Source organism: Pauljensenia sp. 20925_1_25, assembly GCF_041433955.1.
Classification (GTDB): Bacteria; Actinomycetota; Actinomycetes; order Actinomycetales; family Actinomycetaceae; genus Pauljensenia.
Genome location: NZ_JAPWCL010000012.1, coordinates 1 through 13,416, shown reverse-complemented (window position 1 = coordinate 13,416; position 13,416 = coordinate 1). Strand labels below are relative to the sequence as shown.

Annotated in this window: 10 protein-coding genes; 2 read left to right on the top strand and 8 right to left on the bottom strand. The window is 64.0% G+C overall.

The annotated features are described in order from the left end of the window. Positions 1–64: 64 nt before the first annotated feature. The 5 genes from nrdE to O3932_RS06495 form a co-directional block, all read right to left on the bottom strand. Positions 65–2,221 carry a class 1b ribonucleoside-diphosphate reductase subunit alpha gene (nrdE, locus tag O3932_RS06515; RefSeq protein WP_009648156.1) on the bottom strand — a complete coding sequence of 719 codons (2,157 nt, stop codon included), beginning with the start codon at positions 2,219–2,221 and terminating at the stop codon, positions 65–67. Next, a complete protein-coding gene (gene nrdI, locus O3932_RS06510) occupies positions 2,191–2,607 on the bottom strand; it encodes a class Ib ribonucleoside-diphosphate reductase assembly flavoprotein NrdI (protein ID WP_009648158.1) in 417 nt (138 codons plus the stop codon). The genes nrdE and nrdI overlap by 31 nt, the downstream gene beginning before the upstream one ends. Before the next feature lie 302 nt (positions 2,608–2,909). Then, entirely contained in the window at positions 2,910–3,155 is a 246-nt protein-coding gene (gene nrdH, locus O3932_RS06505; protein ID WP_009648163.1) for a glutaredoxin-like protein NrdH, read from the bottom strand. Between the two features lie 546 nt (positions 3,156–3,701). Further along, positions 3,702–4,634, bottom strand: a complete 933-nt coding sequence (locus O3932_RS06500; protein WP_371537102.1) for a patatin family protein — start codon at positions 4,632–4,634, stop codon at positions 3,702–3,704. Between the two features lie 28 nt (positions 4,635–4,662). Next, a complete protein-coding gene (locus O3932_RS06495; RefSeq protein WP_371537099.1) occupies positions 4,663–5,253 on the bottom strand; it encodes a GtrA family protein in 591 nt (196 codons plus the stop codon). 94 nt (positions 5,254–5,347) lie between these two features. Here O3932_RS06495 and O3932_RS06490 point away from each other — a divergent pair, with 94 nt between their 5' ends. After that, positions 5,348–7,711, top strand: coding sequence for a S9 family peptidase (locus O3932_RS06490; protein ID WP_371537096.1), 2,364 nt, complete (start codon positions 5,348–5,350; stop codon positions 7,709–7,711). 188 nt (positions 7,712–7,899) lie between these two features. Here the strand turns inward: O3932_RS06490 and O3932_RS06485 are convergent, their stop codons facing one another. The 3 genes from O3932_RS06485 to O3932_RS06475 all read right to left on the bottom strand — a co-directional run bounded on the left by O3932_RS06485 (position 7,900) and on the right by O3932_RS06475 (position 11,480). Then, complete coding sequence (locus O3932_RS06485; RefSeq protein ID WP_371537093.1) at positions 7,900–9,141, bottom strand: hypothetical protein; 1,242 nt, start codon at positions 9,139–9,141, stop codon at positions 7,900–7,902. Positions 9,142–9,172: 31 nt separating this feature from the next. Continuing rightward, complete coding sequence (locus tag O3932_RS06480) at positions 9,173–9,895, bottom strand: hypothetical protein (RefSeq protein ID WP_156791842.1); 723 nt, start codon at positions 9,893–9,895, stop codon at positions 9,173–9,175. A 244-nt stretch (positions 9,896–10,139) separates the two neighbouring features. After that, a complete protein-coding gene (locus O3932_RS06475; protein WP_371537090.1) occupies positions 10,140–11,480 on the bottom strand; it encodes a hypothetical protein in 1,341 nt (446 codons plus the stop codon). A gap of 130 nt (positions 11,481–11,610) precedes the next feature. Here O3932_RS06475 and O3932_RS06470 point away from each other — a divergent pair, with 130 nt between their 5' ends. Next, positions 11,611–12,741 carry a ribonuclease H gene (locus O3932_RS06470; protein ID WP_371537087.1) on the top strand — a complete coding sequence of 377 codons (1,131 nt, stop codon included), beginning with the start codon at positions 11,611–11,613 and terminating at the stop codon, positions 12,739–12,741. Positions 12,742–13,416: the final 675 nt, after the last annotated feature.

Genomic DNA, 13,416 nt, shown 5'->3' with positions numbered 1-13,416 from the left:
TCGTCCGCGCGCAGAAAACGGCGCGGGGACCGGTTTCCCGACCCCCGCGCCACTCAACGAAGCATCACAGCATGCAGGACACGCAGCCCTCAACCGCCGTGCCCTCCAGGGCCATCTGGCGCAGGCGCATGTAGTACAGGGTCTTGATGCCCTTCCTCCACGCGTAAATGTAGGACTTGTTCAGGTCACGCGTCGTCACCGTGTCCGGGTAGAACAACGTGAGCGACAGGCCCTGATCCACGTGCTGGGTGGCCACCGCGTAGGTGTCGATGATCTTCTCCGGGCCGATCTCGTACGCGTCCCGGTAGTACTCCAGGTTCTCGTTCGTCATGTACGGTGCCGGGTAGTAGACGCGGCCGATCTTGCCTTCCTTGCGGATCTCCACGCGGGACACGATCGGGTGGATCGACGACGTCGAGTTGTTGATGTACGAGATAGAACCCGTCGGCGGAACCGCCTGTAGGTTCTGGTTGTACATGCCGTACGTGGCGACGTCGGCAGCCAGGGCCTCCCAGTCCGCCTGGGTCGGGACCTTGATGGACGAGGCGGCGAGCAGCTCGCGGCACTTGTCCGTGGCGGGTGCCCACTCCTCGTCAATGTACTTGCGGAAGAACTCGCCCGACGCGTACGCGGAGTCCTCGAAGCCCTCGAAGCGCTCACCGCGCTCGCGCGCGATTGTGCACGAGGCCTTGATGGCCTCGAACAGGACCGTCATGAAGTACATGTTCGTGAAGTCCAGCGCCTCCTCGGACCCGTAGTGCACGTGCTCGCGCGCCAGGTACCCGTGCAGGTTCATCTGGCCCAGGCCGATCGCGTGACTCATCGCGTTGCCGCGCGCAATCGACGGCACCGAGCCGATGTCCGACAGGTCCGACACGGCCGTCAGGCCGCGGATCGCCATCTCAATCGTCTTGGAAAAGTCCGGGGAATCCATGGTCTTCGCGATGTTGAGCGAACCCAGGTTGCAGGAGATGTCCTTGCCGACGTGCGAGTACGACAGGTCATCGTTGTAGGTCGAGGCCTCGGACACCTGCAGGATCTCCGAGCACAGGTTCGACATGGTGATGCGGCCCTTGATCGGGTTCGCCTTGTTCACCGTGTCCTCGAAGACAATGTAGGGATAACCGGACTCGAACTGGATCTCCGCGATCGTCTGGAAGAAACGACGCGCGTTGATCTTGCGCTTGTGGATGCGGCCGTCGTCCACCATCTCGTGGTACTTCTCCGTCACCGAGATCTCGGAGAAGGGCACGCCGTACACGCGCTCCACGTCGTAGGGGCTGAACAGGTACATGTCCTCGTTCTTGCGTGCCAGCTCGAACGTGATGTCCGGGATGACGACGCCCAGGGACAGCGTCTTGATACGGACCTTCTCGTCCGCGTTCTCACGCTTGGTGTCCAGGAACTGCATGATGTCCGGGTGGTGCGCGTGCAGGTACACGGCACCCGCGCCCTGACGCGCGCCCAGCTGGTTCGCGTAGGAGAAGGAGTCCTCGAGCAGCTTCATGACGGGCACGACGCCGCTGGACTGGTTCTGAATCTTCTTAATCGGGGCGCCCGACTCACGCAGGTTCGTCAGCTGCAGGGCGACACCGCCGCCGCGCTTGGACAGCTGCAACGCAGAGTTGATGCCGCGCGCGATCGACTCCATATTGTCCTCGATGCGCAGGAGGAAGCAGGACACCAGCTCGCCGCGCGCCGCCTTACCGGCGTTGAGGAAGGTCGGGGTGGCCGGCTGGAAGCGGCCCGTCATGATCTCGTCAACGAAGCTGCGAGCCAGCTCAATGTCGCCGCGCGCCAGGTACAGAGACACCATGGCGACGCGATCCTCAAAGCGCTCCAGGTAGCGCTTCCCGTCGAAGGTCTTGAGCGTGTACGACGTGTAGTACTTGAACGCGCCCAGGAACGTCGGGAAGCGGAACTTGTGGGCGTAGGCCTGCTTATACAGCGCCTTAATATCCGCGAAGTCGTACTGATCCAGGACGTGCTGCTCGTAGTAGCCCTCATCCACCAGGTACTTCAGTTTCTCCTCCAGGTCATGGAAGAACACCGTGTTCTGGTTGACATGCTGGAGGAAGTACTGGCGAGCGGCCTTACGATCCGCGTCAAACTGGATGCGTCCGTCCGCGTCGTACAGGTTAAGCTGCGCGTTCAGCGCGTGGTAGTCCAGCTCCGGGGAGAGAGCTTCCTCTACGCCTGTGTCGGTGTAGTTTTCTGCCAAAACTGTTCCAGTCCTTCGCGAACTCTGGAGACATCCTCAGGCGTGCCAAGGAGCTCGAACTTATACATGTGGGGAACCCCCAGCTTGGCCGCGATGATATCGCCCGCGATGCAGTAGGCCTTGCCGAAGTTGGTATTACCCGACGAGATAACGCCCCTACACAGGGCACGATTCTCGGGATTGTTGAGGAACTTGATGACCTGCTTAGGAACCGCACCCTTAATATTGCCGCCCCCGTAGGTCGGCACGATCAGCACGTACTCCTCGCGCACGCGAAGCGGCTCATCCTTGGGGCGCAACGGGATCCGCGCGGCCGGGAGGCCAAGCTTTTCAACAAAACGGCGGGTGTTGCCCGTCGCCGACGAGAAGTAGACGACGATGCCCATGGTGTTCCTTCCGACTTGTCGGGACGGTGAGCTTCTAGTGTCTCACTGACGAGGCCTGGGCGCGGTGACGTGGGGGCGTGTCCCCTTGTGGGATCATTGACGCAGTAGCGGGCCTCGTGAGCGCGCCCGGATGGGGCAGGTGTGCTAGCCGCACTGGTCAGGCATTTCCCCTGGTCACATGGCTTGTCGCATTCCTCACCGCGCGACCCGTATCTGCGCGTTTGCGCGGGGTTGCCCCCGGCCTCGTCCCTACCCGGACATGCGAAAGCCCCGGCCGAGTGGCCGGGGCTTGTCGACGCGCCTCAGGCCGACATCGCCAGGGCTGCGGCGGCGATGGCCTTGATGCGGTCGGGGCGGAAGCCGGACCAGTGATCCTCGCCGGCTACGACGACGGGGGCCTGCTGGTAGCCGAGACCCTTGATGAAGGCGAGGGATTCTGCGTCCTGGGTGACGTCGATCTTCTCGTAGGAGATGCCCTGCTTGTCGAGGGCGCGGTAGGTCGCGTCGCACTGCGGGCAGCGGGGCTTGGAGTAGACGGTGATCGACATGTTCGTGTCTCCTTGCGGCTTGGGGCCGGACGTTGCTTACCTAATTGACTCTCTGGCGGCTCGTTCGCCGCGAACACCACAACACTACACCTTGGGGCCATCCTCGCAACCGACCCCTAGATGTTGTGTGCACCGCCTCGACTGTGGATGAGGGGCGCACACCTGTGGACAGAGCGGGCACTCAGGATCACACCCCTTGATCACACGCTTGACGCGCCCCTGATGAAGGCCCTCGCAGATGCGCGCAAACACGTGGGTTTTCGCCTCACCAAGCAGGTAAAACGAGAGTCCTCCAGAGGCCCCTGCACCCTGTGCGCACTGTGGACAGGGTCGTCACCATGCTGTGCATAACCCGCCTCCGACCACATGAATCGTGTTACGCATCACCATCAACGAGAGGGGTCTTGGGCGTGTCGCGCCCCCACATCTAGGGGTCGTTGGCAAATAAGCGCCCCTAGATGTAGGGGTTGGGCACTATCTCGATCGAATGCTTGAAATACCGCGGAAAGCTGCGCGGGGCACGCGCCACGGGGAATCCCGAAACCCCTACAGCCCCAGGAACGCCTTGATCGTGGGCATTTCGCGCACGGCCTGGACCAGGCCAGCACGGTAGGTGGCTTCCAGGCGTTCGCGCCGAGACTCGGTGTTATTGATCCACAGGTTGTCGGGCGCGAACACGTAGGCCTGGCCTCGTTCCTCAAGTTCGAAGAGGAACTTACGCCCAGCGTTGTAGCGGTCGGGGCGTTGCGCCACGCCTTCAAAAACGGACGGGAACTGGCGGTATGCGGTGCGCAGGAGCGCGCCGACGCTGGCTGGCATGGGGGCCTTGACGTAGTCGCGGGGGCGCGTGAGGACGACGAGGAGCTTGCGGTAGCCTTCGCGCAGCGGCTGATCGAAGGGGAGCCCACCGTTGGGGCCGAGCGCGCCATCGACGTAGGTGTCGCCGTCGATTTCGACGGGTGGCATGAGGATCGGCAGCGTGGAGGAGGCCCGGACGATGGGGCCGAGCGCGTCCAGCGTGCTCATTTCCTCCTTGGAAAACCAGCGTTCTTCACCGCGCGAGGCATTGAAGGTGGCGACGCGCGTGGTCGCCGGGTTTGCCAGGAAGGTGTCCATGTTGAAGGGCAGGACACCGTCGGGGTAGCAGATCTGCTGGTAGATGTACTCGGCGTTAAAGTAGCCGTGTCCTTTACGGAAGTGCTTGAGGCCACCGAATTCGGGATCTTCGACGAGGTCGACGAAGGTCGCGTGGGAGCGGATCGCGTCGCGGGAGGTGAAGTTGCACAGGTGACTGGATCCAGCGGATACACCGGAAATATGGGGGAAGTTGATACCTTCGGCGATGAGTCGGCTCACGAGCGCGGCCGTGTAGGCGTTGCGCATGCCGCCGCCTTCGAACACGAGGGCGGTGTCATCGATAGTCACCATCGTGGCGATGGATTCTTCGGGGGTCGGATAGTGTTCTGCCGTTTCCTTCACGTTTCGACCCTACCGCCGGGCGTCAAACCTACGCGCGCGTACGTCCGGTGAAGACCACGTAGTGATAAAAGAAGAATCGGAATGCGGTGCCGAGCACAAATCCGACGACGTAGACGGCGATGTTGTCGGCCAGCGCCGAGGTGAGTCCCAGGATGTCGTGCGTGAACAGCAGGCAGAACTGTGAGATGGCGATGCCGCAGATGTTGGCGACGAAGAAGAGGATGGCTTCGCGGGTGGCGTTGTCTTGGGTGCGACCGCGGTAGGTCCACAGGCGGTTGGCGATCCACGAGTAGAGCGTGGCGGTCGCGGCTGCGATGAATTGCGCGGCGTTGGGGTGGCCGGCGAGGACGCCGAGCGGCCCGTGTTGGAGGAGGTTGAACAGCCCCATGTCGACGATGAACGCGGTCGCTCCGACGAGTCCGAATTGGATGAATTCGCGCGTCCAGGCCAGGGCGCGCTGGGTGAGGGACGAGGCCGGGGCGGCCCCCTCGTTCACGTGTCCTGGAGTGCCGGGCTGGGGACGAGACGCGGGCGGGTCCGAGAGCGCCACGGATTCGAGCGCAGGGGCCGCGGGTTCGAGCGCGGCAGCGGATCCGCGCGGGCGTTGTTCGTCGTTCACTCCCCTAGTGTCGCATGCCCGCGCATGCGCTTCTACCGTCGGTTCAGTATGTCGGCATCGCCACGCCACCGCCCCGAAGGTCGTCGCCTCTAAGATGGTCCCCATGACTGAGACGATCCCGCGAGAGGCACCCCAGGCCTCGCCAAACACTCCCCCGGTTGCCCCGAAACGTTATGGGTATCGGGTGCGTGACCAGTTCGGACAGCATTTTGATGACCCGTGGGATTGGTTGCGCGACGGCGATAACCCCGAGGTCCGCGTGCACCTGGAGGCGGAGAACGCGTGGGCGGACGCGGTGACCGAGCCGACGCGCGAGGCGGCCGCGCGCCTCGTGGAGGAGGTCAAGGCCTCCACGGCGCTCACCGACGTGACGGTTCCGATCCGCGAGGGCGAGTTCTGGTATTTCCGGCGTTTCGCGGAGGGCCAGTCCTACGCGACGCATCACCGTGCGCCGATCGAGCGCGACGAGGCCGGGGTGCTGGTCCCGCTCGTCCCCTCTCCGGGCGTGCCCGCGCGGGGCGAGGAGCTCCTCGTCGATGAGAACGAGTGGGCGCGCGGGCATGAGTTTTTCCGCCTGGCGGACCTGTACCCGTCCCCGGATGGGCGCCTGATCGCGTGGGCGCGGGACACGAGCGGGGATGAGCGCTACACGTGGGTCGTGCAGGAGGCGTCGGGGCGCGTCATCGACGAGGCCGTGGTGGACGCCGGGTACGGCTTCGCGTGGGCGGATGATTCCGCTTCCTTTATCTACATGGGCGTGGACGACGCGTGGCGCGCGTGCGACGTGTGGCTGCACCGCGTGGGCACGCCTCGCGAGGCCGACGAGCTGCTGCTGGTCGAGCCGGACGAGGGCTTCGAGATGGGGTTCGCGCCCTCGGGTTTCCCGGGGCACGTCGTCATCCATTCCTCGTCGTCGACGGCGGGCCGCGCGTGGCTGTGGCTGCCCGCCCACCCCTCCGTGCGCCCGCTGCCACTCATGTCGGTGCGCCCCCGCACGCTGGTGACGGCGGATTCGGCGGGGGAGCGCCTGTTCATCGTGCATACGGGGCTGACGCAGGAGGGCTCGCTCGCGCAGGCGATGCTGCCCTCAGGGGGTTCGCCCGAGGCATTGGCACAGTTGGGCATGACGTCCTCCCCCGCGTACAGCCGCCAGGCGCTGGCGGATCGCACGCCCGGCACTCCCCTGCCGGAGGATGAGCCCACGCCCCTCACCCCCTTCGAGTCGTGGGAGCCGCTGCGCAGCCCCGGACCCGGCGAGCGCATCACCGACGTCGAGGCCCACGCGGACTACGTGGCCCTCTCCCTGCGTTCGGGTTCGCTCACGCAGATCGACGTGTGGGACCGCCGCGAGGAAAAGCCCACGTGGCGGCGCGTCGAGGTGGACGCCCCGGTACGCACGATCACGACCGTGCCGACCCCCTGGACCGATCCGCTGCGCGTAGAGTTCCAATCGCAGACCGTGCCGCCCACGGTCGCCGAGGTTTCTCTGCCGAACCCGGCCCAGGCCTCGTCCCCCGAAGACACAAGCGAGATCGCGGCCCTTGGCGTGCGCACCCTGCGCACCCGCGAGGCGCCCGGTTGGGACCCCGCCGAGTTCGTCGAGGAGCGCGTGTGGGTGCTCGCGCGCGATGGCGCGACCCGCATCCCCGTCACCCTCATCCACCACCGCGACGCGCGCCCGGACGGCACGCACGCGGGCTGGCAGATCGGGTACGGCTCGTACGAGGTCAGCTACGACCCCGAGTTCGAGACCCTGCGCCTGCCGATCCTGCGCCGCACCGTCTACGTGATCGCGCACGTGCGCGGCGGCGGCGAGATGGGCCGCGCCTGGTACGAGGACGGCAAGGAGCTGGTCAAGGAACACACGTTCACGGACTTCATCGACGTGGCCGACTGGCTGGTCGACTCCGGGTGGGTGGCACCCGGCCGCCTGGTCGCGGAGGGCCGCAGCGCCGGAGGCCTGCTCATGGGCGCGGTCACCAACGCCGCCCCCGACCGCTTCCGCGCGATCCTGGCGGGCGTGCCCTTCGTGGACGCGCTCACCACGATCCTGGACCCGACCCTGCCGCTCACCGTCGGCGAGTGGGAGGAGTGGGGCAATCCGCTCACCTCGCGCGCCGTGTTCGACGCGATGAGCCGCTACACGCCGTACGAGAACGTGCCCGATGGCGTGCTCCTGCCCGCGATCATGGCGACGACCTCGGTCAACGACACGCGCGTCGAGTTCGTCGAGCCCACCAAGTGGGTGCAGCGCCTGCGCGAGGCCACCGGCCAGGTGCCCTCCACGGACGAGGCCGGGGCCGGGTCCGTTCCCGCGCGCAACCCGCGCGAGCGTCCGATCATCCTGCGCACCGAGATGGTCGCCGGGCACGCCGGCCCCTCCGGGCGCGAGGGCCGGTGGGCGGCGCGCTGCGAGGAGTTCGCCTTCGCGCTGGGCCAGGTGGGCGTCACGGTGTAACGGCATGGGCCGCTGACGAGCGGTTGATGCAGCTCGCGAGTGGTCGGCGCCTGTTAACGGCACACGCAGGTGGGGGCGGTCTTCGTTGGAAGACCGCCCCCACTGTCGCGCTACGCACGGTGCCGCCACGCACGATACGGCGCAAGCGTGCGCTGTGTTACCTCGCTGCGTTACAGCGCTGCGCCGCGTTACTGCTGCGCGCCGCCGTCCCAGCCGGGGCGCAGCGCAAAGGACTGAATGTCCATCTGCCCCGTGAGAGCCGTCCCCTTGAGGTAGCGGCCGAGGTCTGATGTCGCGAACAGCTCCCTCTGCTCTCCTCCGTCCCATGGCCTGTAGAACAGGGTGACGACACGATCATCGCCGCGATCCTCAAGTGCATACACACCGGTCTCAGTCACCTGGAACACCGTCGAATGGTCACGGCTCCGCGAGGGAATAGAAAACAGGTAACGTCCCTGCCCACTGGTCACGTCGACCGCGAAAGCGTCACCGTTTGCACTGATGAACCTGTACTCATTACCCACCTGGATCCCCTCATACAGATGGATCGTGCGCTCTTCATTCAGCTCTATGGCACCTCCCTCCGCATCGACTACGGGAATGATCGTGCGCTGGCCCGTGGATAGGTCCCACCGCTGAAGAACCATCGTTCCCACATTCGCATCGAGTCCGTTATCACGCGAAGCGTTGGGGTAGGTCGCCTGGAAACTCGGCATCGTCACCACATCGCCCTCACATGAGAACATGTTCTGTCCCGACGTCAGCCCATCGATCATCGGTGCGACCGCAAGAACCGGCGGTACATCACCGTCATGATCCGTAAGCTGAACAACGACCGCCATATTTTCCGGTACTTCACCGTCATTCGACTGCGCCGAATACGCCTCAAAAGCCGCTGATGCAACAGGCGGAGCCAGCTTCGTATCGGTGATCGACACGATACGAGACCCACACTGCCCGTTATTCTGAAAAATACCGGCGTTAGCTACCGATGTCAGCGTCCCCCCGGCGCCTAATACGTCGACGGTTTGTTGTCCTTGAAGGACAAAGAGCGCCCCCACATCTTCGTTCGGAAACTCGTAGCGCTGCAGCTCGTATGGTTTCGATGTTTCACGCGTGAAACGCGTTGTCCCCTCATCTGTCGTGAGGTACTCATAGGTCTCGGTCCCGTATGTGACGCCGCGGAGCGACCAGAGAACAGATGCCCCCTCCATGGCACCTGCGGTGCCGACAATTCCCGTCCCATCATCATGCAAGAAGGCGATATAACCTTCACGCATGCGATAACCCGTCTTATCTGCCGAGTCTCCATTGCTGATGCGCACGACGATGTTCGCTTCGCCCGGACTGACCTGCTCAATCGAGACAACACGAATATCCCCACCTGCCGAACACGACACACAAAGTAACGCAGCAAGAGCGATCACCATGCATGTCACCGCATTTCTCACCATTAGCAATTTACCAAATAGTCTTGTAATTATAGGGTAATGACCCGACAGTAAGATCCCTGGGATAAACTCCCATACCGCCATTACCATCAATATCAGTCCCCGTCGTCCTCACATAAGCAAACCAGACCAGCTGCGAACAATTCAATCGATGAGGATTCATTCCTTTATTCACAGCAAAATTAATGTTATAGGGACGCTCAAGAAGGTTATTATAGGCGTAGTCAGCAGCCGCATCCTGAGTCGCCTGCGACACGTGGTAATAAAAATACCGCGTCCCCGAGAGGACCCTTTTATCCCACACCCATTTCCAATGCGACACCTGGCCAACACCGGGCGCTTCGACAATCCAGTCATTCCCACCAAAAATACCTACGTGCCCAGCTGGCCACACAGGCTCATAGAATACGTCACCTTTGTAGTCCGACTTACGCAGCTCAGTATCCCGAACACCTGACCCGCGCTCTGAAATCCCCGACCGGCGTTGAACGGCCTGATTGTCACGAGCCTGTTCCAGAGCATCTTCAAGCACAGTACGCACATCCTGTCCCGACTCAGCCGACCACTCGCGCGCACCTGCGAGGATGTCATCGACGCCCACACCCGGTACATATGCCTGGATCTGACGTGCAAGCTCCTCCTCAGTCTGCCCAGCGGCATACCCAGCAGACGGGAGGGACACAACCAGCAAAGCAGCGGCCACCATCGCAAAAAATCTCGATTTGTAGCTCATGATTCTCATCCAATCTCATCATTGAAACGAACGATGCAATCAGCACCACGAAATAAGTGTACAGAATTCTATGGCTACATTTCAACGATTTGCCATATCTGACAAGCAGCCCGGCGCACGCTACATGCGCAACTATGACACCCCATCCAACCACATCCGCCACACCGACCACGAGGCGTAACCCCGGCCTCGTCCCATCGAGTTACGTCCCAACCGGGCGCGAACCCCGGACAGACAGACAGCGTTACTGCGCGCCGCCGTCCCAGCCCGGGCGCAGCGCAAAGGACTGAATGTCCAGTGCACCCGTCACAACACCCTCCCTGAGGTACCACGCTAGATCCTGTGTCGTGAAGATGTCGCGCCACTGCCCGCCTTCCCACGGCCTGTACGAGAGCGTCACGACGCGGTCAGCGCGGCGGTCCTTGAGCGCGTAGACACCGCTCTCACTCACCTGGAACGTCGCCAGGTAGCCATCCGGCCCATACGTCGGCGCATCCAACGAGAACAAGTAACGCCCCTGGCCGCTCGCCGGGTCGACGGCGAAAGCATCTCCACCCCACGACACGAACCTGTACTCGTTGCCCACGCGGATCGCCACGTAGTCAGAGACACCCTGACCTTCATCCAGATCGATAGGGTTTCCAGCCTCGTCAACCACGGGAGCAATCGTGCGCTGCCCCGCAGACAGGTCCCACCGCTGAAGAACCAGGCCTCTCCGCTCGCTCTCCGTACCGCTAAACGAGGCACTGGCCTCGTCCTCCCGCACGCTCGGCATCGTGATCACGTCCCCCTCGCAGTCGAACATGCGCTGTCGCGACGACAAGCCGTCGATCATCGGCGCGACCGCGAGAACTGGAGGAGTGTCGCCATCATGGTCAGTGAGCTGAACGACCACCATCAGAGCCTCCGGAACGCTGCCATCCGACTGGGCAGCGTAAGCCTCGAAAGCTGCTGACCTAATACTCTCGGAACGCACGGTGTCCGTGATCGCCAAGATCCGCGACCCACACTGGCCGACGTCCCCGCGCACGCCTGCATTGTCGACACTCGACGTGGTTCCATCGGAGCGCACGGAGTCAACCCGATACCCCGCACCTTCCTCTTTCACGACGGCGAGTGTTCCGCCGGAAAGCTCGTAGCGCTGAACATCCTCATCACGCACATATCTGCGCGCAACCTGCTGTGTTCCGTTGTCCGTCGTCACGTAGTCATGGCTCGACGAACCAAAAAAGACACCACGATCACTCCAGAGCACGTCCCCGTCGACCACCTCGTCAACGGACGCCACCTGGCCTCGCCCCTGGGCGTCGAGGAGCACGATCCAGCCGTCATAGTACGGTTCATCCTGGGCCACCGTCGTCCATCCGCGCCCGATCCGCAGCGCGATCACAGCATCGCTCGTCGTCAGAAAACTGACGGGCCTTCGGGTCACACCCCCATGAAATACGCAGCTCCACGCGAGCACAGCAACCGAGAGCACGACGACGAGGAGCGCCCATCGGCGGGCGCGCCTCGGCCTCGTCGGACCACCGTGTGCTTTCCCATCGGCGCCCGTCTGGCGCTGCTCGCCCAGGCGATCCCCCATGCCCGTTGTCCCTCTCGTCGCGGCAGCGGGCGCGGCCACGCCCACCCCAGAGTGTAGGGCACCGACCCTGCTCGGCCCCGGCCTCGTCCCTCTTCCGATCAGGCACGTGCGATGCCGATAGGATGAGGGCATGACGATTACGGCGGCGGCAGACGGTTCTTCCCTCGGCAATCCCGGGCCCGCGGGGTGGGCCTGGTACGTGGACGAGGACACGTGGGACGCGGGCGGCTGGCCGAAAGGCACCAACAACCTGGGTGAGCTGACCGCCATCCTGCGCCTGCTTCAGGCCACGGCCCAGACCGGCGAAGAACTGCACATCCTCGCCGACTCGCAGTACGCGATCAACGTCGTGTCCAAGTGGCGACTCGGCTGGAAAAAGCGCGGCTGGACGAAGGCCGACAAGAAACCCATCAAGAACCTGGAGCTGATCCAAGAGATCGACCGCGCCATGGAAGGACGCCGCGTCACCTTCGAATGGGTCAAAGGCCACGCCGGGCACCACATGAACGAGCGCGCCGACGACCTCGCGCGAAGGTGCGCCGAGGCCTACCAGGCCGGGCGCACGCCCGAGCCGGGGCCAGGGTTTGGGGGCGGTGTCCGCAGGTCGCGCGGGTCGCGCGGGTCTGCGGATCGGGCGCACGGGGGTGCTGCCGCTGCGTCCGTGGCCGCCGAGCCGCACGATGCTGTGGAGTCCGGCGCGAGCACACCTGCCGGAAAGCGTCACGCCGAGGCCGACAAGGCTGCCGCAGCGCCCGCACGCCCGAGCAAACATGGGGAAACCACGACCGCATCGACGCCAACGTCCGCTTCACACGGCGCCACCGACGAAGCCACTACGTCGACGTTCCGTTCTCATCCCAGCGTTTTCTCTGCTTCTGCTGAGCCGAGTGAACCTGCGGAGGCGGCCCCGGCCTCGTCGGTGAGTGAGCTCGCGATAACCACGGAGAATGCGGTTGCCCGCGAGCGCGAGTTCATCCTGGCGTGGACCGGCGGCGACGAGGAGGCGCTGGCGTCCATGACGGATGGGCGCACAACGCGCATCTGGCCGGGCGGCGGCGCGACGACGACGCTGGCGGGGCCCTCTCCTGCCTCGCCGTCCATCGGCCGCATTGACGCTCACGACCTGGGCGGATCGTTCCTGACCCGCTACCGGGTGCGTTGGGAGGGCGGCGCGTCGCTGGAATCCAGCGTGTGGGCACCGGCAACCTCTGGCGAGGCTCGTCTGGTCATGGTGCACCACCAGTCGACGCTGATCGGCTGAGAGCGGGCCATCGCAGGCAGGTGTTCGCGGGCGTGCACAGCTTGCAGGAACAGGGCACGTTAGATAATCCCGCGGGGCACCTGGCCACGACGTGGAGATTACGTCTCGGCAACCAGCCGCATGCGTCCCGGCCCAACCCAGAGCTCCAGCGGGTCGAGCGCGCCTCACGCGGATAGGTTGCTCGCATGCGGATAGGTTATGCGCACGCGGATAGGTAATTAAGGTATCCGCATCGTCGTAACCTATCCGTATCTTCATAACCTATCCACATAACCGTTTCCTATCCGCGAGCCCCAACGGCACCTGCACGACACTGCACCAGATAGGGAGCGTTACACCAGTTAAGGAGGATTACACCAGTTAGGGGGCATTACACCACCTCCGAGCTGGTGTAATGCCCCGCTAAGTGGTGTAACACCACTTAGGAACAAGCTAAAACGCGGAACATGCCTGGCCGTACATACTGCTCGCCCAGACTGCGGTGCCCGTGGGCGGCAGCAAAGCCTGGCCGAACACTCCAGCAGGACACGAAGCCCCTGCTGCCTGGAGGGCGCCGGTGGAACCTCATGGACTACTGGGCCTGGCCGCGGTGCCCGTGGGCGGCGGCAGGGCCTGGCCGGGCTTCGAGATGACGCGCCGGTCCCCTGCTGCCTGGAGGGCACCAGTGGAACCTCA

Bases quoted from the DNA above. Each gene is read 5' to 3' on its own strand.
- nrdI (WP_009648158.1), bottom strand. From the start codon at position 2,607: ATGGGCATCGTCGTCTACTTCTCGTCGGCGACGGGCAACACCCGCCGT.
- nrdH (WP_009648163.1), bottom strand. From the start codon at position 3,155: ATGTCGATCACCGTCTACTCCAAGCCCCGCTGCCCGCAGTGCGACGCG.
- O3932_RS06490 (WP_371537096.1), top strand. From the start codon at position 5,348: ATGGTCCCCATGACTGAGACGATCCCGCGAGAGGCACCCCAGGCCTCG.
- O3932_RS06485 (WP_371537093.1), bottom strand. From the start codon at position 9,141: ATGGTGATCGCTCTTGCTGCGTTACTTTGTGTGTCGTGTTCGGCAGGT.
- O3932_RS06480 (WP_156791842.1), bottom strand. From the start codon at position 9,895: ATGAGCTACAAATCGAGATTTTTTGCGATGGTGGCCGCTGCTTTGCTG.
- O3932_RS06475 (WP_371537090.1), bottom strand. From the start codon at position 11,480: ATGGGGGATCGCCTGGGCGAGCAGCGCCAGACGGGCGCCGATGGGAAA.
- O3932_RS06470 (WP_371537087.1), top strand. From the start codon at position 11,611: ATGACGATTACGGCGGCGGCAGACGGTTCTTCCCTCGGCAATCCCGGG.